This is a genomic window from Ruegeria sp. CDSC081, assembly GCF_059610485.1.
The window spans coordinates 16,303-43,113 of the sequence record NZ_JBXWNS010000010.1; the positions used below are offsets into that span (position 1 = coordinate 16,303).

General features: G+C 57.2%; 24 protein-coding genes and 1 riboswitch. Of the genes, 10 read left to right on the forward strand and 14 right to left on the reverse strand.

Translation table 11 applies throughout. From position 1 onward, the window contains the following. Positions 1–13 precede the first annotated feature (13 nt). A riboswitch (TPP riboswitch) is annotated at positions 14–120 on the reverse strand. 164 nt (positions 121–284) lie between these two features. Beyond that, positions 285–1,433 carry a molecular chaperone DnaJ gene (gene dnaJ / locus AC2FH9_RS16920; protein WP_142637347.1) on the reverse strand — a complete coding sequence of 383 codons (1,149 nt, stop codon included), beginning with the start codon at positions 1,431–1,433 and terminating at the stop codon, positions 285–287. 74 nt (positions 1,434–1,507) lie between these two features. Beyond that, positions 1,508–3,415: a molecular chaperone DnaK gene (gene dnaK, locus AC2FH9_RS16925; protein WP_281973405.1), complete on the reverse strand. Its 1,908-nt coding sequence runs from the start codon at positions 3,413–3,415 to the stop codon at positions 1,508–1,510. A 211-nt stretch (positions 3,416–3,626) separates the two neighbouring features. Between dnaK and AC2FH9_RS16930 the strand changes: the two genes are divergently transcribed. Next, entirely contained in the window at positions 3,627–4,229 is a 603-nt protein-coding gene (locus AC2FH9_RS16930) for an alpha-ketoglutarate-dependent dioxygenase AlkB family protein (RefSeq protein WP_496698734.1), read from the forward strand. Here AC2FH9_RS16930 and AC2FH9_RS16935 read toward each other — a convergent pair. Further along, positions 4,226–5,047 carry an ABC transporter permease gene (locus tag AC2FH9_RS16935; RefSeq protein WP_496692621.1) on the reverse strand — a complete coding sequence of 274 codons (822 nt, stop codon included), beginning with the start codon at positions 5,045–5,047 and terminating at the stop codon, positions 4,226–4,228. The genes AC2FH9_RS16930 and AC2FH9_RS16935 overlap by 4 nt on opposite strands. Positions 5,048–5,169: 122 nt before the next feature. On the opposite strand from AC2FH9_RS16935, the gene cysQ reads away from it, so the two are divergent. From cysQ to AC2FH9_RS16970, 7 genes are all read left to right on the forward strand, one after another. Then, entirely contained in the window at positions 5,170–5,967 is a 798-nt protein-coding gene (gene cysQ, locus AC2FH9_RS16940; protein ID WP_496698731.1) for a 3'(2'),5'-bisphosphate nucleotidase CysQ, read from the forward strand. Continuing rightward, on the forward strand, positions 5,967–6,767 hold the full coding sequence (locus AC2FH9_RS16945; protein WP_496872322.1) for a 3-deoxy-manno-octulosonate cytidylyltransferase: 801 nt from the start codon (positions 5,967–5,969) through the stop codon (positions 6,765–6,767). Before cysQ ends, AC2FH9_RS16945 begins: the two co-directional genes overlap by 1 nt. Positions 6,768–6,815: 48 nt before the next feature. Continuing rightward, positions 6,816–7,799, forward strand: coding sequence for a UDP-glucose 4-epimerase GalE (gene galE, locus AC2FH9_RS16950; protein WP_496872323.1), 984 nt, complete (start codon positions 6,816–6,818; stop codon positions 7,797–7,799). Then, positions 7,759–8,853, forward strand: a complete 1,095-nt coding sequence (locus AC2FH9_RS16955) for a glycosyltransferase family 2 protein (RefSeq protein WP_496872324.1) — start codon at positions 7,759–7,761, stop codon at positions 8,851–8,853. Before galE ends, AC2FH9_RS16955 begins: the two co-directional genes overlap by 41 nt. A gap of 146 nt (positions 8,854–8,999) precedes the next feature. Beyond that, on the forward strand, positions 9,000–9,986 hold the full coding sequence (locus tag AC2FH9_RS16960) for a glycosyltransferase family 2 protein (RefSeq protein WP_496690221.1): 987 nt from the start codon (positions 9,000–9,002) through the stop codon (positions 9,984–9,986). Beyond that, a complete protein-coding gene (locus AC2FH9_RS16965) occupies positions 9,983–11,683 on the forward strand; it encodes a DUF5927 domain-containing protein (protein ID WP_496750913.1) in 1,701 nt (566 codons plus the stop codon). The genes AC2FH9_RS16960 and AC2FH9_RS16965 overlap by 4 nt, the downstream gene beginning before the upstream one ends. A gap of 6 nt (positions 11,684–11,689) precedes the next feature. Beyond that, a complete protein-coding gene (locus tag AC2FH9_RS16970; RefSeq protein ID WP_496872326.1) occupies positions 11,690–13,135 on the forward strand; it encodes a nodulation protein NodH in 1,446 nt (481 codons plus the stop codon). Here AC2FH9_RS16970 and AC2FH9_RS16975 read toward each other — a convergent pair. The 8 genes from AC2FH9_RS16975 to hslO all read right to left on the reverse strand — a co-directional run bounded on the left by AC2FH9_RS16975 (position 13,119) and on the right by hslO (position 22,344). Beyond that, positions 13,119–13,637: a L,D-transpeptidase family protein gene (locus tag AC2FH9_RS16975; protein WP_142637369.1), complete on the reverse strand. Its 519-nt coding sequence runs from the start codon at positions 13,635–13,637 to the stop codon at positions 13,119–13,121. The genes AC2FH9_RS16970 and AC2FH9_RS16975 overlap by 17 nt on opposite strands. A 57-nt stretch (positions 13,638–13,694) precedes the next feature. Beyond that, positions 13,695–14,480: an ion transporter gene (locus AC2FH9_RS16980; protein WP_496872426.1), complete on the reverse strand. Its 786-nt coding sequence runs from the start codon at positions 14,478–14,480 to the stop codon at positions 13,695–13,697. A gap of 20 nt (positions 14,481–14,500) precedes the next feature. Further along, positions 14,501–15,730, reverse strand: a complete 1,230-nt coding sequence (locus AC2FH9_RS16985; protein WP_496872327.1) for a class I SAM-dependent RNA methyltransferase — start codon at positions 15,728–15,730, stop codon at positions 14,501–14,503. Positions 15,731–15,768: 38 nt separating this feature from the next. Then, positions 15,769–17,601 carry an ABC transporter ATP-binding protein gene (locus AC2FH9_RS16990; RefSeq protein ID WP_496698719.1) on the reverse strand — a complete coding sequence of 611 codons (1,833 nt, stop codon included), beginning with the start codon at positions 17,599–17,601 and terminating at the stop codon, positions 15,769–15,771. Further along, positions 17,598–19,436 carry an ABC transporter ATP-binding protein gene (locus tag AC2FH9_RS16995; protein ID WP_496709514.1) on the reverse strand — a complete coding sequence of 613 codons (1,839 nt, stop codon included), beginning with the start codon at positions 19,434–19,436 and terminating at the stop codon, positions 17,598–17,600. The genes AC2FH9_RS16990 and AC2FH9_RS16995 overlap by 4 nt, the downstream gene beginning before the upstream one ends. A gap of 190 nt (positions 19,437–19,626) precedes the next feature. Beyond that, positions 19,627–20,778, reverse strand: coding sequence for a CCA tRNA nucleotidyltransferase (locus tag AC2FH9_RS17000; RefSeq protein WP_496872427.1), 1,152 nt, complete (start codon positions 20,776–20,778; stop codon positions 19,627–19,629). Further along, positions 20,778–21,383 carry a CoA pyrophosphatase gene (locus AC2FH9_RS17005; protein ID WP_496707354.1) on the reverse strand — a complete coding sequence of 202 codons (606 nt, stop codon included), beginning with the start codon at positions 21,381–21,383 and terminating at the stop codon, positions 20,778–20,780. The genes AC2FH9_RS17000 and AC2FH9_RS17005 overlap by 1 nt, the downstream gene beginning before the upstream one ends. Continuing rightward, entirely contained in the window at positions 21,367–22,344 is a 978-nt protein-coding gene (gene hslO, locus AC2FH9_RS17010) for an Hsp33 family molecular chaperone HslO (protein ID WP_271950591.1), read from the reverse strand. The genes AC2FH9_RS17005 and hslO overlap by 17 nt, the downstream gene beginning before the upstream one ends. A gap of 76 nt (positions 22,345–22,420) precedes the next feature. Between hslO and AC2FH9_RS17015 the strand changes: the two genes are divergently transcribed. Next, on the forward strand, positions 22,421–22,864 hold the full coding sequence (locus AC2FH9_RS17015) for an NUDIX hydrolase (protein WP_271950593.1): 444 nt from the start codon (positions 22,421–22,423) through the stop codon (positions 22,862–22,864). Here AC2FH9_RS17015 and AC2FH9_RS17020 read toward each other — a convergent pair. Further along, positions 22,861–24,132, reverse strand: coding sequence for a PP2C family protein-serine/threonine phosphatase (locus AC2FH9_RS17020; RefSeq protein WP_496872330.1), 1,272 nt, complete (start codon positions 24,130–24,132; stop codon positions 22,861–22,863). The genes AC2FH9_RS17015 and AC2FH9_RS17020 overlap by 4 nt on opposite strands. A gap of 150 nt (positions 24,133–24,282) precedes the next feature. On the opposite strand from AC2FH9_RS17020, the gene AC2FH9_RS17025 reads away from it, so the two are divergent. Beyond that, positions 24,283–24,612: an Hpt domain-containing protein gene (locus tag AC2FH9_RS17025; protein WP_496698713.1), complete on the forward strand. Its 330-nt coding sequence runs from the start codon at positions 24,283–24,285 to the stop codon at positions 24,610–24,612. A gap of 125 nt (positions 24,613–24,737) precedes the next feature. Here the strand turns inward: AC2FH9_RS17025 and ilvA are convergent, their stop codons facing one another. Together ilvA and AC2FH9_RS17035 are read right to left on the reverse strand one after the other, a co-directional pair. Next, a complete protein-coding gene (gene ilvA, locus AC2FH9_RS17030) occupies positions 24,738–25,964 on the reverse strand; it encodes a threonine ammonia-lyase IlvA (RefSeq protein ID WP_142637386.1) in 1,227 nt (408 codons plus the stop codon). Between the two features lie 57 nt (positions 25,965–26,021). Further along, positions 26,022–26,786 (reverse strand): hypothetical protein, encoded by a 765-nt coding sequence (locus tag AC2FH9_RS17035; RefSeq protein WP_496872331.1) that lies wholly within the window; start codon positions 26,784–26,786, stop codon positions 26,022–26,024. Between the last annotated feature and the right edge of the window lie 25 nt (positions 26,787–26,811).

Here is a 26,811-nt window from a genome sequence, read left to right on the forward strand (position 1 = left end):
CAGGGAAAACGTCTGTATTCATAAGACCGTTCCCTCCGCCGGTATTGCCCGGATCAGGTTCGATGGGTTGATGCAGCTGCACCTCTCAGCCTTGCGAACAAGGCACCCCAACGGTTGCGCGGACCATCTCAGGAGCGGCGACAATAATCAAGCGGAGATTTGCGAGGCTCTGCCTCGCGCTCCGAGGTATTTTAGCCCGATGAAGAGCGGATCACCTGCTTCATCTGACCCTAAATACCTCGGGGGAGTCGCGGGGGCAGCGCCCCCTTTTTTGGGAAAAGACTTCAGCCCTTCATCCCGTCCCAGAAGGATTTGACGGAGGAGAAAAAGCTGTTGGATTCCGGGTGATTATCTTCACCCAGGTCGTCGAACTCGCGCAGCAGCTCTTTCTGGCGGCTGGTGAGGTTTACCGGAGTTTCCACGGCCAGCTCAATGAACATATCTCCAACACCGCCACCACGTAGGGCTGGCATGCCCTTGCCGCGCAGGCGCATCTGGCGACCCGATTGGCTGCCCGCTGGAATCTGCACACGCCCGCGGCCACCGTCGATGGTTGGAACTTCGATCGAACCACCAAGCGCGGCTTTGGCCATGCTGACCGGCACGCGGCAATAGAGGTTCACGCTGTCTCGCTCGAACAGCCTGTGATCTGAGACCTCTACAAAGATGTATAGATCACCCGGAGGGCCACCGCGCATTCCAGCCTCGCCTTCACCGGCCAGACGAATGCGCGTGCCGGTTTCGACACCGGCTGGAATGTTAACGGACAAAGCGCGTTCTTTTTCAACACGGCCCGCACCCTGACAGGATTTGCAGGGGTTCTTGACGATTTGACCCAGGCCCGAACAGGTCGGACAGCTGCGTTCTACTGTGAAAAAGCCTTGTTGCGCACGCACCTTGCCCATACCCGAACAGGTCGGACAGGTGGTGGGCTCAACACCGCCTTCAGCCCCAGATCCGTCGCAGGACGAACAGGCAACCGCTGCCGGGACATTGATGGTTTTCTGCTGACCTGAATACGCCTCTTCCAGCGAGACGCGCAGGTTATAGCGCAGATCCGAACCGCGTGCGGCACGACGTCCACCGCCCCCGCCCCGTTGGCCACCCATGAAATCGCCGAACAGGTCGTCGAACACATCCGAGAATGCACTGGAAAAGTCGCCCTGACCAAAGCCAGCGCCAGGTCGGCCACCGCCGCCCATGCCATTTTCGAATGCAGCATGACCGAACCTGTCATAAGCCGCCTTGCGTTCAGCATCTTTCAGGACGTCATAGGCCTCGTTCGCTTCTTTGAACTGTGCCTCTGACTCCGGATTGTCCTTGTTGCGGTCGGGATGCAATTCTTTGGCCTTCTTGCGAAAGCCTTTCTTGATCTCGTCCGCTGATGCACCCTTGGATACGCCGAGCACATCGTAATAGTCGCGTTTTGACATCAGTATTTCCTTCTGCCTCAACGTAATCGGGCCGGCCCGGTGACCGGACCGGCCCGAATTGGCCCGGTTACCCGTTAGCTACGCTTGTCGTTGTCCAGATCTTCGAACTCGGCATCGACGATGTCATCCTCGCCCGGTGCAGCATCCGCAGCGGCAGGTTCATCTTCGCCGTCTTCAGCTTGCGCTTTGTAGATGGCTTCGCCCAGCTTCATGGCCGCTTCGGTAACGTTCTGGATGCCCGACTTGATCTTGTCGGCATTCTCGGTTTCCAGCTCGTCTTTCAGCGCGGCAATCGCCAGCTCGATGGCTTCGATGGTTGTTGGATCAACCTTGTCGGCATGTTCTTCCATCGACTTTTCTGTCGAGTGGATCAGGCTTTCCGCCTGATTCTTTGCGTCGACCAGCTCGCGGCGTTCCTTGTCTGCCTCCGCGTTCTCTTCGGCGTCCTTGACCATCTTTTCGATGTCCTCGTCGGACAGGCCGCCCGATGCCTGGATGGTGATCTTCTGCTCTTTGCCGGTGCCTTTGTCCTTGGCCGAAACCGAGACAATGCCGTTGGCGTCGATGTCAAAAGTCACCTCGATCTGCGGCATGCCGCGCGGTGCGGGCGGGATGTCTTCGAGGTTGAACTGGCCCAGGATCTTGTTGTCCGCAGCCATTTCACGTTCCCCTTGGAAACAGCGAATGGTCACGGCGTTCTGGTTGTCTTCGGCGGTCGAGAAGACCTGAGACTTTTTCGTCGGGATCGTGGTGTTGCGGTCGATCAGTCGGGTGAACACACCACCCAGCGTTTCGATACCCAGCGACAGCGGTGTCACGTCCAGCAGAACAACGTCTTTGACGTCACCCTGCAGAACACCGGCCTGAATGGCGGCGCCCATGGCAACCACTTCGTCCGGGTTCACACCTTTGTGCGGCTCTTTACCGAAGAATTTAGTGACCTCTTCGATCACTTTCGGCATCCGGGTCATACCACCGACCAGAACAACCTCATCTACATCGCCAGCCGACAGGCCAGCATCTTTCAGAGCAGCCGCGCAGGGCTTCATCGACTTCTTGATCAGATCACCAACCAGCGATTCCAGCTTGGCACGGGTCAGTTTCATGACCATGTGCAGCGGCTGGCCGTTGGCGCCCATCGAGATGAACGGCTGGTTGATCTCGGTTTGTGAGGTCGAGGACAGTTCGATCTTGGCTTTTTCCGCAGCTTCTTTCAGACGCTGCAGCGCCATCTTGTCCTGGGACAGATCGACACCGTGTTCCTTTTTGAACTCATCCGCCAGGTAGTTGACGATGCGCATGTCAAAGTCTTCACCACCCAGGAAGGTGTCGCCATTGGTCGATTTAACCTCGAACAACCCGTCGTCGATTTCCAGAATGGTTACGTCGAAGGTACCGCCACCAAGGTCATAAACCGCGATGGTTTGGGTTTCTTCCTTGTCCAGACCATAGGCCAGAGCGGCAGCTGTCGGCTCGTTGATGATCCGCAGCACTTCCAGGCCGGCGATTTTACCGGCATCTTTGGTCGCCTGACGCTGTGCGTCGTTGAAATAGGCCGGAACGGTGATGACGGCTTGTGTGACTTCCTCACCCAAGTAGCTTTCAGCGGTTTCCTTCATCTTGCCCAGAGTGAAGGCCGAAATCTGGCTTGGGGAGTACTTTTCACCGCGGGCTTCGACCCACGCGTCGCCATTGCCGCCATCAACGATGGCGTATGGTACCATTTTCTTGTCTTTTTCGACTTCGGCATCATCTACACGACGACCGATCAGGCGTTTGACGCCAAAAACCGTGTTGTCGGGGTTGGTGACCGCCTGGCGTTTCGCAGGCTGACCGACCAGTCGCTCATCTTCGGTGAAGGCGACGATCGAGGGCGTGGTCCGCGCCCCTTCGGCGTTTTCGATGACCTTCGGCTGCGAGCCGTCCATGATGGCAACGCACGAGTTGGTGGTGCCGAGGTCAATCCCGATTACTTTTCCCATATGTTCAATCCCTTTCTCTTCAAGGCGATGTCCCGAGGCCCGACCCGTTATGGCATCTGGCCCCGATCTGATTTGCGCAATGGTCCTACACCATCGCGCGTCCCGGCGTATATAAGGACGGGAACAGGGGCCTGCAAGCATTCACAAATGCAGGTTTTCAGGAATCTGCAGCCTTTTTAGCAAGGTTTTGGCAAGGATTGAGGAATCTGGAATGGCGCGGCTGCTTTTACGCGGTTTTGAAATCAGGAAAGCTTACCTTGACGGAGTTGCCCAGGCACAGCTGATCACGCTGTTGCGTCCGATTCTGAAATCAGCACCTTTGTTCCGCCCGACCACCCCTTCGGGCAAGGAAATGTCTGTTCGCATGACCTCGGCCGGGGCGCTGGGTTGGGTCACTGACAAGAACGGGTACAGGTACCAGCCGCACCATCCAAAGGGCATGGAATGGCCCACCATTCCAGACTGCATTCTGGATATCTGGCGCGATCTTGCCAGCCCCGAACGTGACCCCGACTGTTGCTTGGTCAACTACTATGGCGAAGGGGCGCGAATGGGCCTGCATCAGGATAAGGACGAGGCCGATTTTTCCTGGCCGGTCCTTTCGATCTCATTAGGTGACGACGCGTTGTTCCGCATTGGCAACACGACCCGAGGGGGCAAAACGGAATCGATCTGGCTTGGCTCGGGCGATGTTGTTGTGATGGGCGGACCCGCGCGCCTAACCTATCACGGGGTAGATCGCATTCGTTTCGGGTCTTCAAAACTGTTGCCAAAGGGCGGGCGGATCAACCTGACCTTGCGCGTGGCGGGTTAACGGCGTGCGCTCCAGCTTTGCGACACATGCTGGCGGGTAAAGAAAATTCCAAGCAAGCCGATCAACAACAGAGCCAACCCGACCCAGACAGGATATTCCCAGTTGGTATTGCGCGGATAGTAATTCCGAAAAACGAAACCCCGACACTGGTCGATAATGTGAAACAGCGGATTCCAGGCGAACATGGTCAACATGAACCCGCCCAGCGCATTGCCGACGAACATTTTTCCCGAGAACACCATATTCAGGCGCCGGTAAATCGTGCTCATGATCGTCGCAGTGGTCGGAAACCAGGGCTTGATCGCCATGAACACCACGCCGACCGCACAGCCCGTGAACCAGGCCAGCATCAGCATGGCAAAGGCGCCACCGGGCTCCTGAATTTCCAGCGGAGCAACCGATACGCTGTAGACAAACAGGATGATGACGATTGTCAAAACCTGAGTATACAGCGACCCGAAAGCGGCAGCCATAAGCACGACCATCATGTTCATCGGCGAATGCAGCATCATCGGGTTATTACCCGTGTCCACTCCGGAAACCGAACCGACGGCTTTAATGTGCGTCAGAAACAGGAAAACCCCAGACAGCAGATACAGAATGAACTCACCCCGGATTTTGGCAACGCGCGCGCCAAGAAGGGACATGATTACGTAAAACACACTCACCAGCACCAGAACCTGGAAAATATTGATAAGCACCGAAAGCACGGCATTGCTGTGTTGAGATCGGACATTCCGGACCACGGCGTGAAACACCAGTTCCGCCGTCGTAAACGCACCGCCTATAAGCGACCGGTTTCGCTTGTAATAAAACACCCGAAGCGTCTTTCCTGTATTATTGCCTGCAATCTGGCACGAAATTCTTGCCGTTCCGTAACCAGCACAGCATAAGGCCGTCAGGTTATTCGATCAACAAATCACAGGAACGGAGCTTTTTTGTGACCTATGATGCCCTCATCCCCGTCATCCGACGTCTTGCCCTGGAAGCGGGCGATACGATCATGGACATCTATAACTCGGATGAGTTTGACGTGAAGGTCAAATCCGATGCCAGCCCCGTGACCGAAGCAGATGAGGCCGCCGATGCGCTGATCTCGGTCGGTCTGCGCGCGGCGTTCCCCGATATCCTGCTGGTGACTGAGGAACAGGCCGCCTCGCATTCTGAAAAAGGCGATACGTTCCTGATCGTTGATCCGCTGGACGGCACCAAAGAGTTCATCAACCGGCGCGGCGATTTCACCGTTAATATCGCGCTGGTCGAAAACGGCACCCCAACGCGTGGCGTGGTTTATGCGCCAGCCCGCGGCCGGATGTTCTATACTTTGGCCGACGGGCAATCGGTCGAGGAAACCGGCGCGTTGGACAAGGATCAACCCGGCGCCGTGACTCCGATTTCGGTCTCTGATCCAGACAATTCCGCGCTTTTAGTCGTGGCCTCGAAGTCACATCGTGACCAGGCGACCGACGATTACATCAACAAATATCAAGTGCAGGACAGCAAAAGCGCGGGCTCGTCGCTGAAATTCTGCCTAATTGCGACGGGCGAGGCAGATATCTATCCCCGCGTTGGCCGCACGATGGAATGGGATACCGCAGCAGGTCACGCCGTGCTGACAGGTGCGGGCGGCAAAGTTGTCCGGTTCGACAATCATGCGCCGCTGACCTATGGCAAGGACGGCTATGCAAACCCGTTCTTTATCGCCTACGCTCCGGGTGTAGACCTGAAGGAGGCCTGATGTCCGTTCTGATCGCCATTCCCGCCCGCTACGCCTCGACCCGCTATCCGGGCAAACCTCTGGTGCCGCTCACCGGAGCCAGTGGCAATGCAATGACTCTGATCGAGCGGTCATGGCGCGCGGCCAGTTCGGTCTCGGGCGTGGACCGCGTTGTGGTTGCCACCGATGACGACCGCATTCGCGAGGTGGCCGAAGGGTTCGGGGCCGAGGTTGTGATGACCTCGGGAACCTGTGGCAATGGCACCGAACGCTGCGCCGAAGCGCATGATGTGCTGGGCGCAAGCTATGACATTGTGGTGAACCTGCAGGGCGATGCACCGCTGACCCCGCATTGGTTCGTCGAAGATCTGATCACCGGTCTGCGTGCCGCACCCAAGGCTGGGGTGGCCACTCCGGTTCTGCGCTGCGACGGCGATGCACTCAACAGCCTGCTGAATGACCGTAAACACGGGCGCGTCGGTGGAACAACCGCCGTTTTCGCCACCGATCACGGAGCGATGTATTTCTCGAAAGAGGTCGTGCCCTTTACTTCACAGACTTATGCGGGTGGGGAGGAAACGCCGGTGTTTCACCATGTCGGCGTCTATGCCTACCGCCCTGACGCGCTGGCGGCTTATCCGTCCTGGCCTGTCGGTCCATTAGAGCAACTGGAAGGGCTGGAACAGCTGCGTTTCATGGAAAACGGGCGTAAGGTTCTGTGTGTTGAAGTCGAATCCAAAGGCCGCCAGTTCTGGGAACTAAACAATCCGCAGGACGTTCCCAAACTTGAAGCGATGATGGCCGCGATGGGGCTGGACTGAGTGCCGCAGGCTGTCGCACCCTGAAAAACCGGAATAACGGGATCTGATATGACACATATCCTTGTAACCGGCGGTGCCGGATATATCGGATCCCATGCCTGCAAGGCGCTGGCGCTGGCCGGGTACACACCTGTCACCTATGACAACCTGATCACCGGTTGGCAGGACGCGGTCAAATTTGGCCCGTTCGCACAGGGTGATCTGCTGGACCGGGCGCGGTTGGATGAGGTTTTTGCCAAGTATCAGCCCGCTGCCGTGATGCATTTCGCCGCGCTCAGCCAGGTGGGTGAGGCGATGTCCGAACCCGGAAGATATTGGGCGAACAATGTCACCGGTTCGCTGACCCTGATCGAGGCCGCCGTGGCGGCTGGATGTCTGGATTTCGTGTTTTCGTCGACCTGCGCCACCTATGGTGAACATGACAATGTGGTCCTCGACGAAAACACCCCGCAAAATCCACTGAACGCTTACGGCGCCTCCAAACGCGCGATCGAGGATATCCTGCGTGATTTCCAGGCCGCTCACGGGATGAACCACGTGATTTTTCGCTACTTCAACGTGGCTGGCGCCGATCCGGACGGAGAGGTAGGCGAATTCCACCGCCCCGAGACCCATCTGGTTCCGCTGATGTTGGATGCGATTGACGGCAAGCGCGACGGGCTGACTGTGTTCGGAACCGACTATGACACGGCTGATGGCACCTGTATCCGCGATTACGTGCATGTCTGCGATCTGGTTGACGCGCATGTTCTGGGGCTGCGCTGGCTGGAACAGGGCAAAGACAGTCGCGTTTTCAACCTGGGCACCGGGTCCGGCTTTTCAGTGATGGAGGTGATCGAACAGTCGAAATCCGTCACCAATCGCGCAGTGCCCTATACAATCGGTCCACGCCGCGCCGGAGATTGCACCAAGCTGGTTTCGGGCTCTGACAGGGCCGGGCAAGAACTGGGCTGGTCCCCCAAAAGGTCCGTGTTAGAGACGATGATTGCCGATGCCTGGCGCTGGCATCAGAACGGGCATTACGACAGATGAGGGCCGCGTGAACGATACCCTGCCGCCAATCGGATGGGTGCAACGCTATCGCTTGCGCCTGAAACGCAGGCGGCTGTTGTGGCGATCCTTTCGCAGCCGCCATCAGTTAACCCAGTTGGTCGACCAAACCGACCAGATACGCCCGGGTGCGATACTGGTCTTTACCACCCTGCGAAATGAAATCACGCGCCTGCCCTGGTATTTCCATCACTACCGGTCGCTGGGCGTTGATCATTTTCTGATCGTGGACAACGGCAGCGATGATGGCTCGGTCGCATATCTGAAAGATCAACCGGATGTATCCTTGTGGCAAACCGATGCCAGCTATCGCGCCTCACGATACGGGCTGGATTGGCTGACCTGGCTACAGATGCGATTTGGTCACGGCCATTGGACTTTGATGGTGGATGCGGATGAGTTGCTTATCTATCCCGAATGGGACAGCCATCCGCTGCAGGATTTGACCCAACAGCTAGAGGTGCAGGGGCGCGACGCTTTCGGAGCCTTGATGTTGGACCTGTACCCCAAAGATCAGCTCGGCACACAGCCCTATGACCCCGGGACCGACCCGATCGAAGTTTTGGGCTGGTTTGATCCAGGCCCGTTGCGCGCCAAACGGCAATCGCCGCTGGGCAATCTCTGGGTTCAGGGCGGTGCACGGGAACGCGTGTTTTTTGCTGACCGGCCCGAGCGGTCACCAACTTTAAACAAAATACCGCTGGTACGCTGGTCGAGGCACTATGCTTACGTGAACTCCTGCCATTCCGCCCTGCCCCGAGATTTGAACGCCACCTATGACGGACCGGGGAGCCACGGCCCTTCGGGCGTGCTACTGCACACAAAGTTCCTGCCCGAGGTGGTTATCAAATCAAGAATCGAGAAAACCCGAGCGCAGCATTTTCACGACCCGGCGGAGTTCGACAACTATTATGATGGCATAATTAACCGCCCGATCATGTGGGATCCACAATCGGTGAAATATATCGGATGGCGCCAACTGTGTGAGCTTGGCTTGATGGGTAAAACTGACTGGAAAAACAACGTTTCGGACTAACTACTTTTAAATGCGTTGCTTCATTAGATGGTAAAGTGGCATAAAATGGCATTCGCCCGGCTCCACTCTGGCTTGTTCAGGCCCCGGGTATGCTCGCGTATAAACAAAGGTTGGGCAGTCGCGTGAGCCTGTTGGATTCATACCGAATGAGATTGCGGCGCAAGCGCCGCCTGTTGCGTTGCGTTCGCAAACGACGCGAATTAGAAGCGGTTTCCGACAAAACCAACGCCATTCAACCCGGTGACATCCTGTTGATGAGCGTTGTGCGAAACGAAAAAATCCGCCTGCCCTATTTTCTGGAATATTACCGAAAACTTGGCGTTGATCGTTTTTTGTTTGTGGACAACAACAGCGACGACGGCACCCGCGAGTTTCTGAGTAGTCAGCCGGACGTATCGGTCTGGCAGTCCAACGGCAGCTATAAGCGGGCCACATATGGCACTGATTGGTCGAACTATCTGCTGCGCAAATACGCCGATGGGCACTGGGTTCTGACGGTCGATCCGGATGAGTTCTTCATCTATCCGTTCTGCGACACGCGGCCCATTCGTGCCCTGACCGACTGGCTTGATGGCTGTGCCGTCCGCAGTTTCGGCACCATGCTGATCGACATGTACCCGCAGGGCCCGGTAGATGCCGAACCCTATCGTGAAGGGCAAGACCCCTTCGAAATTGCCCGTTGGTTCGATGCCGGGAATTATGTGATCAGCAAAAACCCTGAATACGGGAATCTCTGGATACAGGGTGGACCGCGCGCCCGTGTCTTTTTCCGCCAGGCTCCGGAAAAGGCGCCTGCGTTGAACAAGATACCGCTGGTCAAGTGGGACCGTCGGTATGTCTATGTCAGTTCGACCCATTCGCTGCTGCCACGCGGGCTGAACCAGGTCTATGACGATTGGGGCGGCGAAAAGACCAGCGGGGCGTTGCTGCATGCCAAGCTGATCAACACCTTGGGCGACAAGGCACATGAAGAGATGGAGCGGCGTCAGCACTATCGCGGGTCCGGCGAATATCGCGCCTATGCCGAAGGGCTGAACGACCGTCCGGTGTTTTGGTGCGACTGGTCCGAGGCATATATCAACTGGCGACAGCTTGAGATTCTTGGCCTCATGTCGAAAGGGAACTGGGCATGAGCAGCCTTGGCGTCATCATGCTGGTGCACGCAGCGCTTCCAAGGGCGCAACAGGTCGCGCGCCATTGGGCGGCATCCGGCTGCCCGGTGGTGATCCATGTCGACCGCAAGGTTGCGGACACTGTTTTTGATGACTTTGTAGCCTCCTGTGCGGACGAACCTCTGATCCGGTTCTCGGAGCGCCACACCTGCAACTGGGGCGGTTGGGGCATTGTTGCAGCCTCGCAATCAGCGGCTGAACTGATGCTGAAGGCCTTTCCCGATGTACACCATATCTTTCTGGCCTCGGGCGCCTGCCTGCCGCTACGGCCCGTCGATGAGCTGGTCACATATCTAGCGGAACGGCCCCGTGTCGACTTTATCGAAAGCGCGACAACAGCCGATGTAAGCTGGACGATTGGCGGACTGGATCAGGAACGATTTACGCTGAGATTTCCGTTCTCGTGGCGTAAACAGCGCAAATTGTTCGACGCTTACGTAAAGCTACAGCGGACCATCGGAATCCGACGGTCGATACCCGAAGGTCTGGTGCCACATATGGGCAGTCAATGGTGGTGCCTGACCCGTCAAACGCTGTCCGCCATTCTGCAAGATCCCAAACGCAAAACATATGATCGCTATTTCCGGCGCGTCTGGATTCCCGACGAAAGCTATTTTCAGACCCTAACTCGACTTTATTCAACACATATCGAAAGTCGCTCTCTGACCCTGTCCAAATTCGATTATCAAGGTCGCCCGCATATCTTTTATGACGATCACCTACAGCTATTGCGACGGTCGGACTGTTTTGTAGCACGCAAGATCTGGCCCCAGGCCAATCGGCTTTATCAGGCGTTTCTGACCAACCAGGCACAGGCGATGAAGCCTACAGAACCCAACCCGGGCAAGATCGACCGGTTATTCTCGAAAGCGGTCGAGCGCAGGACCCGAGGCCGGGATGGCCTGTATATGCAAAGCCGCTTTCCCCGCCACGGCAGCGAAAACGGACTGACGTCGTTCCCCTATTCGGTATTCCAGGGGTTTACCGAACTGTTCGCAGATTTCGAGCCCTGGCTGTCGGAAGCCACCGGAACAAAGGTCCACGGTCACCTCTTCGGTCCCGAACGTGCGGAATTCGCCGGCGGGGCGCCTCTGGTCAACGGCGCACTAAGCGATTGTGCCAGCCTTCGGGACTATAATCCTACGGCGTTTTTGTCGAACCTGATCTGGAATACTCGGGGCGAGAGGCAGTGCTTTCAATATGGCCCCACGGATACGCAGGATATCAACTGGTTTCTGGCGCGCGACAGAAATGCGCAGATTTCCGTTGTCACAGGCGCCTGGGCCATTCCCCTGTTCCGTTCGAACGGAAATTTCGCGGATATCCGTAACGAAGCCGCCCGCCTGCAACAAATCGAGACCAAACAGCTTGAGGTTTTAACTTCGGTCTGGACCAAGGCCAAAGTGCGCACCTGGTCGCTGGCCGAGTTTGTGGAATCTCCGATGGAGCCTCTGCAATCAATTCTGGAAGAAACCGGATGCCAGAATCCCAGCCACCTGACCCAAGCCCCTACGATGGTCGACCTGTCCGGGTTCGGGAAGTTCCTGCAAAACCTGAAGAACCAGGGTATGCACCCTTATCTTATGGGAGATTTTCCAGCCGATGACATTTTTGGCGGGCAACTCAGGCCTTATCGAAAACCATATCTGGTGCAATAGCGTTTCATGTCATCCAAATTCGACTATTTCGTAATACTTGCCGCCATGCGGACCGGATCGAACCTGCTTGAGGCAAATCTGAACGCATTGGAAGGTGTCTCCAGCCATGGTGAGGCCTTCAATCCTCATTTCATTGGCAGGCTAAAGGGGGACAGCCTGCTGGGCGTCACTCTCGAAGAACGCGACAATGACCCTAAAACCCTGCTGAACGCAATCCGATCAGCTGAGGGTGAAATGAACGGGTTTCGCTTTTTCCAGGGCCATGATCCGCGTGTGTTAGAGCCTGTTTTAGATGATCCGAGTTGCGCCAAGATCATTCTGACGCGCAACCCTCTGGACAGCTATATCTCGTTGAAGATTGCGCGCGAGACCAAGCAATGGCAGCTGAAAAACGTCAAGCGGCGGCGCACCGAGCAGATCGCCTTCAACCCTCGTGAGTTCGAAAACTATCTGGACCAGCAACAGGCCTTTCAACTGACTTTGCTGCATCATCTTCAGGCCAGCGGGCAAACCGCCTTTTTCATCGCTTACGACGATCTGAACCGGCTCGAAAGCCTGAACGGCCTGGCGGCCTGGCTTGGGGTATCGGGTCGGTTGACCACGATCGACGACACGCTCAAACCCCAAAACCCTGAGCCGGCCTTGTCCAAGGTGACAAACCCTGATGAGACCGAACAGGCCTTATCGCGCATCGACAGTTTCAGCCTGCACAGAACTCCGAATTTTGAACCCCGGCGTGGCGCGGCCGTTGCGACCTATGTCGCCACGCCGAAAACCCCGTTAATGTATCTGCCCGTGCGGAGCGGCATTGAAGGGGTTGTGAAGCAATGGATGGCTGCGCTTGATTCAATCAGTGCGGATGACCTGATCACTGATCAAAACCGCAAAAAGACCCGCCAGTGGTTACAGGATCATCCGGGGCATCGCAAATTCACCGTGGTGCGGCACCCGCTGGTACGCGCACATTCGGCCTTTTGTTCCTACATCCTCAGCACCGAGCCCGGCGCCTATCTGAAAATCCGCAATATGCTGCGCAACCGGTTCAAGCTTCCGATCCCCGGACAGTTACGCGCTGAAAACTACCCCATCGAGCAGCATTATGAGGCATTCTCGGCTTTTCTGACCTTCCTGCGGCAAAACCTGGCGGGACAAACCCCTGTGCGCGTTGACGGCGTTTGGTGCAGTCAGGCGCAGGTGTTGGAGGGCGTAGTCGGTTTTGCCCTGCCGGATCTGATCCTGCGCGAGGAAGAAATTGCAACTGCCCTGCCGGATCTGGCGCGGCGGCTGGGTCATGACAGCCCGCCCGCGCCCGGCAATACCAGACCAGATATCCCGTTTTCACTGAGCGATATCTATGACACCAAACTTGAGGCGCTGGCGGCCGAAACCTACCAGCGCGACTATATGCAATTCGGGTTTGACGTCTGGAAGCCGGTTACGGGCGCAGCGTAATCACTGTGCCGCGATTCACCATCGCATAGATCTCTTCGATCTCTTCATTCTTGACAGCGATGCACCCTGCCGTCCAATCCGATTGCTTCTTGGCACGCTTTTTCTCGGACCGGGTTTTCGGCTCGCCGTGGATGAAGATGTCACCGCCCGGATCAACGCCCGCAGCCTTGGCCTCTGCGATATCCTTCGAATCCGGATAGGAAATCCCCAGCGACAGGTGATAGCGGCTTTTGGGATTGCGCCGGTCGATCAGATAGGTGCCCTCTGGCGTGCGGCCGTCGCCGCGTTTTGTTTTGGTGCCATTGGGGGCAAAGCCAAGATCGACCTTATATTCCTTGAGGACATGTTCATTGTGCAGAAGATAAAGCTTCCGCGCGCTTTTGTTGATGACCATAGAGGTCACCTCGGGGCCATCATAGGCCAGAAATCTGGGGTTGGCCGAGGCGCAGGCCGAAAGACCCAGCGTAGCCACAGCACCCATTCCAAATGCTCGACGATCCATGTTTAATGCCTGCTTCTGCTTTTTTTGTGATTATGCCAGAAATCCAGAAAACTGAAATCACTTTTTGCTGTTCGACTGCTCAAGCAAGCGGCGTTCGATGGATTCCAGCCTTTCCAGCACCTCATCACGATAGGCATCGGTTTTCACCTCATCCTCGGCGTGATGGGCATCCTGCATTGAATTCACAATCAGACCAACCAACAGGTTCACCACTGCAAATGTCGTAACCATGATGAATGGCACAAAGAATATCCACGCATAGGGATAAATCTCCATCACCGGGCGCACGATGCCCATGGACCAGCTTTCCAGCGTCATGATCTGGAACAACGTATAGGCCGACAGGCCCAAATCGCCGAACCAGTCCGGGAATGTGCCCGAGAACAGCTTGGTCGAGATTACCGCGCCGATGTAAAACAGGATCGCCATCAGCAGGAAAACGCTGGCCATACCCGGCAAAGCTGAGATGAAACCCTCAACCACCCTGCGCAGCCGTGGCGCGACCGAGATCACCCGCAAGACCCGCAGGATCCGCAGCGCCCGCAGAACTGACAGGCCACCGGCGCTTGGGATCAGGGCAATGCCAACAACGATGAAATCAAACAGGTTCCAACCATTGGTAAAGAACCGGCGCCCTGTGGCGACCAGTTTCATCGCAATCTCGGCCACGAAGATGGCCAAGCACAGGCTGTCCAACACCACAATCACGGGCCCTGCGGCCTCCATCAATGTGGGTGAGGTTTCCATGCCAAGCAGAATGGCGTTGAAGATGATGACACCTGTGATGAACCAACCAAAGGTCGGGTTTTCGGTGATATCCTGCAGGCGCTGGGCAAACCCCATTCTGAAACTCTCCTGTTTGGTCATGATGCGGGGTTCAATGCAAACCGCGCGGCAAGTTCCGTGTGTGACGACCATCGAAATTGGTCCACCACCTGTACCCATTCAAGGGTATAGCCTGCGTTAATCAGGTTTTTTGCGTCCCGCGCAAAGGTCACGGGGTTGCATGAGACATAGGCGATGACCGGGGGCAGCGCCTGCGCCAGCTCGGCCACCTGCGCCTCAGCCCCGGCGCGGGGCGGGTCCAGGACAACCGCGTCAAAGCTCTTCAGCTCATCTGGCATCAACGGGCGGCGGAACAGATCGCGCGCCTCGGTCGTGACCCGTTTCAGGCCTTGCGCGCGACGCCAGCCTTGATCCAGAGCGTCGGTCATCAGGGCCTCGCCCTCAACCGCGTGAACTTCGGCGTCGTGGGCCAGTGGCAGTGAAAATGTTCCACAGCCCGCAAACAGGTCCACAACCCGCTTGGCGCCCTTGGTTGCCTGCAGAACTGCCTGTAATAGAGCCTGTTCTCCGTCCTTCGTGGCCTGCAGGAATGCCCCTGGAGGCGGCACGACAGCCGCCACGCCAAATCGCTGAATCGGGGCGTGACGCGAGGCGATCACCTCGCCATCCCAGCTGAGCCGCGCAAGCCCATGTGCCTCGGTCGCCTGTGCCAGGGCCAGTTCCAACGGACCGTCCAGCGGTTTGCCGCCTTTGACGGCGACATCCAAACCGCCATCAGAAAGGGTCAGCGTGACCGCCAGCGCCCCTTTGCGGCTACCACCCAAAACGGCAAGCGCCTCGGCCACCGGGACAGATGCAATCAGGGCCGGATCAAGCAGATGACAATCGGAAATCTCGGTGATCGTGTCCGAGGCGCGGCCATGGAACCCGGCCATGGTGCCTTTTTTGGTCCGCCGAACCGCAATCGTAGCCCGTCGCCGTGATCGTTCCGGCGAGGTATAGATCGGCCGCATCGGGGCCTCGAGCCCCTGCGCGGCCAGTGCGTTGCGCACGACCTCAACCTTCCAATCAGCGACAAAATCATCTGCGGCATGCTGCAGCTGGCAGCCACCGCAGGCTTTGTAGTGCCGGCACGGTGCTTTGACCCGCTGGTCAGAGGGGGTCTCGACCCGAATGTCGCTCAGCACTTGACCAACCAATGTCCCGCTAACCACCTCCCCCGGCAAGGTGCGGGGGGCGTAGATCGGTCCATCGGCGATGCCGTCGCCCTGATGACCAAGGCGTAAAATGCTGTAATGCTGCGTCATGAGGGCCTGATAGCTGGGCTTTACCCACAACAAAACCCTTATTCGGCGGCGGCGGCCTGAATAAACCCGCCCGATTGGCGATCCCAGAACCGGGCATAAAGCCCGCCCTGCTCCAGCAAGTCGTCATGGCTTCCCATTTCAACGATCTGCCCTTGATCCAGAACGACGATCCGGTCCATCTCGCTTAGCGTCGACAGCCGATGTGCAATCGCCAATACCGTCTTGCCCTGCATCACCCGATGCAACGCGGTCTGGATCGAGGCTTCGACCTCGGAATCCAAGGCCGAGGTCGCCTCATCCAGCACCAGAATCGGCGCGTTTTTCAGGATGGCGCGTGCAAGCGCAATCCGCTGCCGCTGACCGCCGCTCAGTTTGACGCCGCGCTCGCCCAGATGAGCATCATAGCCCTTGCGACCATGGGCATCCCGCAGGCCAAGGATAAATTCATGCGCCTCGGCCTTTTGCGCCGCGGCGATCATATCGTCTTCTAAGGCATCAGGACGGCCATATAGGATATTCTCGCGCGCCGAGCGGTTGAACATCGCAGTTTCCTGCGTGACCATTCCGATTTGACTGCGCAGACTGTCCTGCGTCACCTGTGACACATCCCGCCCATCAATCCGAATTGCGCCGTTTTCCCCTTCATAGAGCCTGAGTAGAAGCGAAACGAGCGTAGATTTCCCCGCACCCGATGCCCCGACGATACCCAGCTTTTCGCCAGGATGTACGGTCATGTGCACGTCGGTCACGCCACCGATGTCACCGCCATAGGCAAAGCTGACATGGTCAAACTCGATCTGACCTTCTGGCACGCTCAGCCTGACCGCCCCTGCCGCATCCTCGACCCGATCACGCTTGGCGAGCGTCTTCATGCCATTCTCGATCTCACCAACATTGGCATAGAGCCCCATCAGCGTGAAACTGACCCAGCCGGTCATCTGCGAAATTCGCACGGACATCGCGCCCGCCGCAACGATATCACCAGCGCTGGCCATCCCGGACCGCCACAGCAGCAAGGTCACCCCCAGCAACAGCACAGGCAACACCCCGGCCAGAACCATCAGTATGAACCTAAAACTGGCGGAGAGCTTGCCAAAGGCCAGCATCTTTTCGCGCAGATCGACCATCGAGTTTCGGGCTGCCTGATCCTCGAACTCGGAATGGGCGAACAGCTTGACGGTTTTGATATTGGTGATCGTGTCGACCACCTGCCCCGACACCATCGCCCGCGCCCCGGCCCGCGCCGCTGAGCGTGCCCGGATGCGTGGCAAATACCAGCGGATCAGCAGGAAATACACCGCCAACCAGGCGGCGAAGGGCAGCATGACCAGAAGATGAATAGACCCTAACAAAAGCAAAGTCCCTGCCAGAGACGCCAGCGCAAAAACCATTGCGCTTATCGTCTCGGACACGACCGAGGCCATCGCGTTCGAAGTTTGCATCTGTTTCTGAGCGATCCGCCCGGCAAAATCGTCGTCGAAATAGGTCACAGACTGACCCAAAGTCCACCGGTTCAGCTTGGCCAGAACCAGGGGCGGGATATTGGGCATGACAATATAGTTGTTGGAAAAGGCCGAAAGACCAAACAGCGCCGGTCGCAGCAGCATGAAAAATGCGGCGACCCCTCCAATTATCCAAAGATTGCCCGCCGTCAGAACCCCATCCGGCCCGCTTTCGTTTGCCATGTCGATCACCAGACCCAGCATCCAGGCGGTTCCGGCCTCCATCGCCCCGGCAGAGGCCGAAAACACGGAGGCGACAAGGATCATCGGCCAAGCTCCGGACAGGCACCAGCGAATGAACGCCCCCAGCCTTTGCGGCGGGGGCGTTTCGGTGGGTTTGAACGGATCTATGAGATCGGCAAGTTTCACTCAGCTGCCTCCGTGTTCAGGAAGCCCCCAGATTGCCGTGCCCAGAACTGGGCGTAAAGCCCGCCCTGTGACAGCAATTCGGAATGGGTGCCCTGCTCGACGATCCGGCCGCCATCCATCACCAGGATGCGATCCATTTGGGCAATGGTGCTGAGGCGGTGGGCAATCGCGATCACGGATTTGCCCTGCATCATGCCATAGAGCGTTTCCTGAATGGACGCTTCAACCTCGGAATCCAGCGCGGAGGTCGCCTCATCCAGCAACAGGATCGGCGCGTCCTTCAGGATCACCCGCGCCAGCGTCACCCGCTGCCGCTGACCACCTGACAACTTCACGCCCCGCTCGCCGACATGCGCATCATAGCCCGTACGCCCCTTCGGGTCCTGCAGGTCAAGGATGAACTCATGCGCCTCGGCCTGTTTGGCGGCGGCAATCATCTGCTCTTCGGAAGCCTCGGGGCGGCCATAGAGGATATTGTCGCGCACCGAGCGGTGCAGCAACGCGCTGTCCTGTTGCACCATACCGATATGGATGCGCAAGCTGTCCTGAGTGACCCGGGCAATGTCCTGATCGTCGATCAAAATGGCCCCCTGCTCCACATCGTAGAACCGAAGTAGGAGCTTAACTAGGGTCGATTTCCCAGCTCCCGACCGTCCGATCAGACCGATCTTTTCGCCAGGCTCGATGGTCAGGTTGATATGGTCCAGCCCGCCGGTCTTGCGACCGTAATGATGCGACAGATCACGAATCTCGATCTTGCCGTTGGACAGATGCAGGGGTTTGGCCTGCGGCGCATCCAACAGGTCGATCGGCTGAGCGATTGTCTCCATACCTTCGGCAACGACACCAAGCTGGCGGAAAAAACTGGTCAGCGCCCACATGATCCAGCCGGTCATCGCGTTCAGGCGCAGGGTCAGGGCTGTGGCCGCCGCGACCACACCGACCGTAGCACTGCCCTGCATCCACAGAGCAATCGCCCAGCCAACCACACCAACGATCAGCAGCCCGTTCAATGCAACCAGAACCGCATCCATGATGGTGAAAATCCGCATCTCAGCCTGAAAGGTACGGCGGGTTTCCTCGATCGCTTCGCGCGCATAATCCAGTTCCTGTGCCCCATGGGCAAACATCTTTACGGAATGGATATTGGTATAGCTGTCCACAACCCGGCCCGTTACGGCCGAGCGCGCGTCTGAGGCAGCCTTCGAAGCCGGTCCCACCCGCTGCACCGTCCAATGCACCAGAAACCCATACAGCACGAGCCAGATCAACAACGGCAACAGCAGCCGGGCATCAGCCGTCATCAACAAAATGGCTGCGCCGATCAGGTATGCCAGCGAGAAGGAAATCGCATCAAACACCTGAAACACGGCCTCACCCGCAGCGGGCGGCGTCTGCATGATCCGGTTGGCAATGCGGCCTGCAAAATCATTCTCGAACCAGCCCACCGATTGCCGCAACACGTGCTTGTGCGCGCGCCAACGGATCAAAGTGCCAAAATTCGGCAGGATCGTGTTGTTCAGCAACAGCACGTCAACGACATGCAGCATGGGTCGCAGCAGCAGCACAAAAAGCGCCACCAGGATCAGTTCCGTACTATGGGTCTGCCAAACTTCGTCCGGCGGGGCGGACAGCAAGTCAACAACGCGACCCATATAATAGATCAGACCGACCTCAACCGCGGCCACCACGACCGAAATCAATCCGGCCCAAAAGAACACCCGCATAAAAGGGCGGGAATAGTTCAACATAAAGGGCCACAGCCGTGTCGGCGGCGTGTCGGTTTCTTCGTAGTCGACAAAAGGGTCGACGAGATTTTCGAAATAGCGAAACATAGAGAGTGCTCCGATTGAGCAGATAACAAGTCATGCGAAAAAAGATGGCGCCAGAACACCACCCCTACGGGTCAAGTGTTATGGCTTTAGCCGAACCAGATCCCGTAATACATTCGCATCCCTCCATTCATGTTACAGGCGCAAGAAAACACAAACGATCCGGCTTGTCATCCCCTTTTGAGACTTCAATTTACTCGACCAGCAACTCGGAGCGCGTCAGGGTGAAACCCGAGGCGATCCAGCGCGCCTCAAGCTCGGCCAGTTTCTTGCCCAGCGCCGGGCCGGTAAAGTCAGGGATCAGGTCAGCGGCCCGCACGGGAAAATCCGCTGCCGCCCCGTCCCGGAGCGCTTGCCGCTTATCCTCGGACCAGGGCTGTTCCAACAAAGCACAACGCAGCAGAACTTCGTGCAGGCCGTCCTCTTCGCCATAACGGAACCCAAGCTCGGCAGTGCCCGCGGTTCCCGCGGCCTCATCCCGCATCCGTGTCAGGCGTTGCATCTGGGCCTTGCTCAGACGCAGGGTCTGGGCAATCTCGGGCGTGGCGATGGAGGAAAGCCGCCGGACCGGCTCGGGCTTTGCCCCAGCCTGCTGTTCCAAGGCGATCAGCGGGGCAAGTGATCGATCCTCAACCCCCGGCAATATCTGTGCCAGAACGCCCGTGCTGCGCATGGCAGCGACCGAAGGCGCAGGGTCAGGCGAGGTCAGCAAATTCATAAACTCGGCCCCAACCCGTTCGCGCGACAGGCTTGCCAATCCGTCCAGATTGGTTGCAATGGCCGACAGCGCTTCGGGATCAAACCCGGCTTCGATATCCCCATACCAGGCGTGAAACCGAAAATAGCGCAAAGAGCGCAGATAGTCTTCGCGGATGCGGTGCTGGGCGTTGCCTATGAACCGGACCTTTCGGGCCTTTAGATCGGGCAGTCCGTTCAGCGGGTCCAAAAGCGTCCCATCCGGGCGGGCGTACAGCGCATTCATGGTGAAATCGCGCCGGCTGGCATCTTCATCAACATTGTTCGAGAACGCCACTACAGCCCGGCGGCCATCGGTTTCGACATCTCGCCGGAAGGTCGTGATCTCATGCGGGATGCTTTGGCTGACAACGGTTATCGTGCCATGCTCGATCCCAGTTGGAATGGCCTTCAACCCCGCCGCCCGCATCAAATCCAGCACCTGCTGGGGCGGAGCGTCCGTGGCAATATCCAGATCCGAGACCGGCGCCCCCAAAAGCGCGTTGCGGACGCAACCGCCGACGAAAAGCGCCTGAAAACCGGCATCGATCAAAACGGCGCAGACTGTCTGGGTTGCCGGGTTTGTAACCCAGCTTTCTGATAGCTTCATCATTCACTCACCCGCGCAGCCAAGCCCCGCAACATCCGGGCCGTAGCCCCCCAGATGTAATAAGGGCCATAGGGCACGGTGAAATAATACCGCCGCTGGCCCCGCCAGCGACGCGACTCAACGATATAATTCGCAGGGTTTAGAACATGCGCAAGTGGGACTGAAAAAACTTCGTCAACTTCACCCGGCTCAGGAATTGGGTCGAACCCGTCTCGTAGGATCGCGACAACCGGGGTTACGACAAAAGACGTCACGGTTTCATGGGTAGGCAAATGCCCGAGAATTTCAGGCAAATCCGAGGAAAGGCCAATCTCTTCCTGTGCTTCCCGCAGGGCGGTTGCGGTTACATCCGGATCGGTCTCATCCTGTTTTCCGCCAGGAAAGGCGATCTGGCCGGGATGGTGTTTCAGCGCCGATGAGCGCTTGGTCAAAAGCAGGCGCGGGGACTCATCCGTTACAAGAATCGGAACCAGAACCCCGGCTGGACGTAGCTTGCGCCCCGCTGGCAAAACCGCATCAGGGTTCAGATCGAAATCACTGGACCCGTTGCCGGGGCGGCTCAGGGCCGCCCGCAGCTGTTCTGTTGGATCAGGCCTCACCGGCATCGAAGCCAACGGTGACGGGGTCCAATACGTAATGGGCACCACAGAACTGACAATCGGCAGTGACCTGGCCCTCGGGGGTTGTCATCTTTTCGATGTCGCGCGCCGAATAGATCGACAGGCTTTGGCGCACGCGCTCTTCCGAGCAGGTGCAGCCGAACTGAACCGATTGCGCATCATAAACACGTGGCTGTTCTTCGTGAAACAGCCGGATCAACAGGTCGGTTGGCGCAATCGAAGGGCCGATCAGTTCAAGGTCATCAACAGTATCCAGAAGGATGTTGACGCGCCCCCAATTTTCACCTTCTTCACCGTCAACCAGATCATCCGCCGACAGAATCTGACCGTCACCCTCTGCATTGGCTACAAATGGTGACGCTTTGGGCATGTGCTGCAGCATGATGCCGCCTGCGCGCCAGTGCTCACCGACGCCAGGTTCAGTTGATTTTCCGAAGCTCAGTGAAAACCGCGTCGGCAACTGTTCGGACTGTGCGAAATACGCCTCTGCGCATGCGCTGAGAGAGCCGCCAGCCAGCGGTGTGATCCCCTGGTAAGGTTGCGTGCCCTCGCCCTGGTCAATCATGATGGCGAAATAGCCTTCACCCACCTGATCAAACGGTGTGGAATCGGTCAGGCGGTCCGGGTCAAAACTGGCATAGGCGCGGATGCGGGCCGGTTCGCCCTCGGCCTGCGGAGCGTAGTAGTCGGTTGCGATCATCCGAACGGCGCCTTTGGACTGAACCTGAAGCGACAGCTTCCAGCGCAGCGAGACGGTCTGGCCGATCAGAGCAGTCAGCAAGGCCATCTCGGCCACCAAAGCCTCGACCTTTTCAGGATAGTCGTGCTGTTTCAGAATGCCATCCAACACTCCGTCCAGCCGCGCCACACGTCCGCGCATATCCGGTATATCAAGTTGAAAGGGCAGGACGGTGTCGTCCCACGCGATTTTTGTTCCAAGAGACATGGGGTTTCCTTAAACGCCACAGATTGGCATACCGCCAGCATATAGGTCGAAGATTTCGGGTTGTAAGGGGCCATACATGATCAGACGGTTCGGTGAAACCCCACAAGCGGGGCGCAAATACACACGACGTGTGGGTGTATACGCATTGTTGCCTCGAGGACGACATCTGTTGCTGACCTGCCAGACCGAACCCGGCCCTGATCTACAGTTGCCGGGTGGCGGTATTGACCCGGGCGAATCGCCCATCACGGCCCTGCATCGCGAAGTCTTTGAAGAAACCGGCTGGTTGATTGCCAGCCCGCGGCGGGTCGGCGCCTTTCGCCGTTTCACATACATGCCCGAATATGACCTGTGGGCCGAAAAGGTCTGTTTGATATATCGAGCCCGCCCTGTGCGCCGCATAGGTCCACCTTCAGAGCCATTCCACGAAGCCCTTTGGCTGGACAGTGCGGATGCTGCGCAGATGCTGGGCAACAGCGGCGACCGACATTTCGCTTCGGGACACCTGATGGGGCTTTAAGGCCCGCTGTATTCAAAGAAAACCGCAGATACGTCATCATCCATACCCTGGTCCGGATCCATGGCCTGTGTCAGCCGCCAGAACATATCGTCCAGAAATTCGGGCCCGCTGAGATCGGTGGCACAATCCGTCACCATTCTGCACAGCCCCTCTTCTTCCAGCAGGGATCCATCCGCCATCCGGCATTCCGTGAACCCGTCTGAATATAGCAACAGCTTGTCACCGGGCTTCATGTAGGTATCGGTTCGCTGAAACGTGACATCCGGCAACAGTCCGATGGGCAGGCCACCTTGCCCCAGATACTCGGTCCCACCATCCTCTCGCAACAACAGCGGATGCGGATGCCCTGCCTGCACCATCTTGAGATGTCCGTTTCGCAGGTCAATAATAGCATAGACCATAGTAAAATACTCTTCGACGCCTGCATCGGCCATAAGGCGGGAATTGAGCATCTCTGCCACCTGATCAGGTGGTAGCAATGCGTAAAATTTATCAAACCGCTTTTCCATCGCCACGTTCTGATCGAAATGTTTGCTGGACAGATACCCGCCCAGCCGTGCTGTCATCATCGCCGAGGTGATGCCGTGGCCGGACACATCGATGCTGTAAAACCCCACACGGTTGACCCCCGGTGAAAACATTCCCACCAGATCGCCACCGATATGCCCACAAGGTTTCAGCAACATGCTGATACGCGACCTACCGAAATCACGCGTGAGTTCGGGGACCAGAGATTCCTGTATCTTACGCGCCTGAATCAGGTCCTTGTCGATCGCATCATGGACCACTTTCAGTTCTTCGAGCGCGGTCTCGATCATACGGTTCTTATCAGACAGCTCACGCTGCATATCCAATATCCGTGCGCCCGCAGATATGCGCGCCCGCAATTCATCGGCCTCAAGAGGTTTGATCAGAAAATCATCCGCCCCGGCATCCAGTCCGCGCGCAACCTCCTGCTTTTCGCTTTTTGAAGTCAGAAGGATGAAATAGCTGTATTCGTCATTCTCCAGCGCCCGAAATGCCTGACAGAATTCCAGCCCGCTCATCCCCGGCATGACCCAGTCGCTCAAGACCAGATCGGGGGACATGGCAGCACAAATTTCGATGGCGGCCACTCCGCTATCGGCCTCGAGCACCTCAAAGCCCCATTTCTTCAGCGAGGCCACAAGGATGCGACGTTGCAGACGACTGTCATCAACGACCAGCACCTTGCGAATCGCACCAAAATCCAGCTCTGCCTTTGTTTCTGCCTGACTGACCTCTGCCACCTGACCCTCAGCTCTGCCACATAATGCGGAACGGGACGACCCTAGCGCACGGCTGTTTAACATCCTGTGAAGGTCGTAAATGCATCCATCTTAACCACGGATTTACCAACGGCCTGTAGTGATAGTCGGGTCGTTATCTTTAGGGAAAGGATGGCCATGATCGACTGGTCCAGGGTCAGACAGCTGCGGGACGAGGTCGGCGCCGACGAGTTTGACGAGGTAGTGGAAATCTTTCTCGATGAGGTGCAACAAGGCCTGGAGCATTTGCAGGGCGATGATGATCGGTCTGACTTCGAACAGAATCTACACTCCTTGAAGGGCAGCGCGCTTAGTCTGGGATTCAGGACATTGGCCAGGCTCTGCCAGGATGGTGAGCGCCATTCGGCACAGGGTCAGGCCGCAACCGTCGATATCGCCGAAATAGTCGGCACATTCCGGACCTCAGCAACGGAGTTTCAGGCAGGATTGAACGAGCTCTGAGCGGCGCCGTACAGGCAGCAAACAGGTACACTAGCGATGGGTGACAACCCGGCCCTGTATATTGTCTGTTTCAAACGCAGCTGATCCATCGCCGCGACAGACAACATTGCAGTCTGGTCATTTGCTCAGATCACAAACTGGGCGAGGGTCTCGTCCTCGGTGATATCCGTAAAAGTGAACCCGGCTTCATCCAGATGCGCGAACAGACGGGCAAAGTTTTCGGGCTTGCGGGTTTCGATACCAATCAGAACCGAGCCGAAGTTACGTGCCGATTTCTTCATGTATTCAAACCGCGCAATGTCATCCTCGGGGCCAAGTATGTTCAGGAACTCTTTCAATGCGCCAGGGCGCTGTGGCAGGCGCAGGATGAAGTATTTCTTCACCCCCAGATAGCGCTGCGCGCGTTCCTTGACCTCGGGCAGACGTTCGAAATCGAAGTTGCCGCCAGAGGTTACGCAGACAACGGTTTTCCCTCGGATAAAACTCTGAATATCGCTCAGCGCCTCAATCGCGAGGGCCCCGGCGGGTTCCAGAACGATGCCCTCGACATTCAGCATCTCGATCATGGTTGTGCAGATTCGGTCTTCGGACAGGACCAGAGCATCCGACAGATGACGGGATTTCAGCAATTCGAACGGTTTTTCACCGATCCGACCAACGGCAGCACCGTCAACGAAATTGTCCACCTGATCCAATGCCACCGGATGTCCTGCTGCCATTGCCGCGTGCAGACAGGCACCGCCTTTGGGTTCCACAAACAGGCAATGGGTCCGATCGCCAAACCACGTAGCCACGCCCGCAGACATGCCGCCACCGCCTACTGGCAAAAGGATGTGGTCCGGCAACCCACCCAACTGCGCTTCGATCTCAACCGCAAGCGAGGCTTGCCCCTCGATCACATCAACATCGTCAAAGGGCGACAGAAAATGGCCGCCCTGTTCGGTGCACCACGCCTGCGCGGCGGCCAACGTGTCATCGAAATAGTCGCCGGTCAGATGAATCTCGATATTGTCGCCGCCGAAGATACGAGTTTTCTGGATTTTCTGCTGCGGCGTCGTCACGGGCATGAAGATCACACCCTTCACATCCATGTGCTTGCACATAAAGGCCACGCCCTGCGCATGATTTCCCGCGCTGGCGCAGACAAACAGGTTCTGCCCCTGCTGTTTGCGCATGGCGTTGAACGCACCGCGGATCTTGTAGGACCGCACCGGGCTGAGGTCCTCACGTTTCAGCCATATATCGGCCCCGAAACGATCAGACAGATGGGCATTGCGCTGCAGAGGCGTCACCGGAAACACAGAGCGCATCGCCTGTTCGGCAGCGCGGGCGCGGGTCATGAAATCACTCATGCCGGTTTCCCTGCCCCATCATCGCTGAAAGAGCAAGGAATACATATGTGTACGGGCTCAGGTCAGCTGGCGCTTTTCAACAAACACGCCGTACATCGTGGTCAGGATGCTGACATTGATCAAATAGAGCACCAAGTTAACGGTATAGGAAACCAAATAGCCGATCACAGGGACAGCGAGAAGCGGCAAGGAGCCCAGATTGAAGACCAATTGAGCCACCATTGTAATCACCATTAATAAGACGAGCTGACCATTTGCGTTTTTGGTGGCGGACCACGCATCTGAAAGCTTGATTGGCCTACCAATCGCTGCTGCAGGCAGAATTGTAACAACCCGGTAAAAACAAATTGAAACCGCGAAACCTCCTACGGCAAAAGCTATCAAAGTAAGAACTTCAGAATCCGTGCTCAAAATACCGACAACAATTGCCAATAGTAAGAAAAGCACCACCCCCAAAACAAGCAGCAAAAGCCCGTGTCCGATATATGAAAGGACCCGATCAAGGTGCAAAGGCGGAATCCACCCATTTGGGTATTCCTCTAAGAGGACAAACCGATGCCATGACACAATTACCCACAGCATTAAGAGCAGTTGAACGAGCCAGAGACCAATCACTGCGAGGGAAAAGCCGCCCGGCTCAGACATAATTCGACCTACCCACTCTCCGCTCAAAAAGAAATCAAGTGACATTCCAAAACTGTAAGTAAACAGAAAAACCGCAGCGTAACTGAGGGCGACAGGTAACAGTGCAATCTGCAGCGCCTGCCGGAAATTTCCAATAACCATCCGCACCGAATGTGCAAAAATCTTCCAACCCAGCATCTGAAATCTATCCCTTCAACCAATC

Coding starts and splice junctions, on each gene's coding strand:
- dnaJ (WP_142637347.1), bottom strand. CDS start 1,433: ATGTCAAAACGCGACTATTACGATGTGCTCGGCGTATCCAAGGGTGCA.
- galE (WP_496872323.1), top strand. CDS start 6,816: ATGACACATATCCTTGTAACCGGCGGTGCCGGATATATCGGATCCCAT.
- AC2FH9_RS16995 (WP_496709514.1), bottom strand. CDS start 19,436: ATGTTTCGCTATTTCGAAAATCTCGTCGACCCTTTTGTCGACTACGAA.
- AC2FH9_RS16945 (WP_496872322.1), top strand. CDS start 5,967: ATGTCCGTTCTGATCGCCATTCCCGCCCGCTACGCCTCGACCCGCTAT.
- AC2FH9_RS16980 (WP_496872426.1), bottom strand. CDS start 14,480: ATGGGGTTTGCCCAGCGCCTGCAGGATATCACCGAAAACCCGACCTTT.
- AC2FH9_RS16975 (WP_142637369.1), bottom strand. CDS start 13,637: ATGGATCGTCGAGCATTTGGAATGGGTGCTGTGGCTACGCTGGGTCTT.
- AC2FH9_RS16970 (WP_496872326.1), top strand. CDS start 11,690: ATGTCATCCAAATTCGACTATTTCGTAATACTTGCCGCCATGCGGACC.
- AC2FH9_RS17005 (WP_496707354.1), bottom strand. CDS start 21,383: ATGCCGGTGAGGCCTGATCCAACAGAACAGCTGCGGGCGGCCCTGAGC.
- AC2FH9_RS17015 (WP_271950593.1), top strand. CDS start 22,421: ATGATCAGACGGTTCGGTGAAACCCCACAAGCGGGGCGCAAATACACA.
- AC2FH9_RS16955 (WP_496872324.1), top strand. CDS start 7,759: ATGCCTGGCGCTGGCATCAGAACGGGCATTACGACAGATGAGGGCCGC.
- AC2FH9_RS16965 (WP_496750913.1), top strand. CDS start 9,983: ATGAGCAGCCTTGGCGTCATCATGCTGGTGCACGCAGCGCTTCCAAGG.
- ilvA (WP_142637386.1), bottom strand. CDS start 25,964: ATGAGTGATTTCATGACCCGCGCCCGCGCTGCCGAACAGGCGATGCGC.
- AC2FH9_RS16985 (WP_496872327.1), bottom strand. CDS start 15,730: ATGACGCAGCATTACAGCATTTTACGCCTTGGTCATCAGGGCGACGGC.
- AC2FH9_RS17000 (WP_496872427.1), bottom strand. CDS start 20,778: ATGAAGCTATCAGAAAGCTGGGTTACAAACCCGGCAACCCAGACAGTC.
- AC2FH9_RS17035 (WP_496872331.1), bottom strand. CDS start 26,786: ATGCTGGGTTGGAAGATTTTTGCACATTCGGTGCGGATGGTTATTGGA.
- AC2FH9_RS16960 (WP_496690221.1), top strand. CDS start 9,000: ATGAGATTGCGGCGCAAGCGCCGCCTGTTGCGTTGCGTTCGCAAACGA.
- dnaK (WP_281973405.1), bottom strand. CDS start 3,415: ATGGGAAAAGTAATCGGGATTGACCTCGGCACCACCAACTCGTGCGTT.
- AC2FH9_RS17025 (WP_496698713.1), top strand. CDS start 24,283: ATGGCCATGATCGACTGGTCCAGGGTCAGACAGCTGCGGGACGAGGTC.
- hslO (WP_271950591.1), bottom strand. CDS start 22,344: ATGTCTCTTGGAACAAAAATCGCGTGGGACGACACCGTCCTGCCCTTT.
- AC2FH9_RS16930 (WP_496698734.1), top strand. CDS start 3,627: ATGGCGCGGCTGCTTTTACGCGGTTTTGAAATCAGGAAAGCTTACCTT.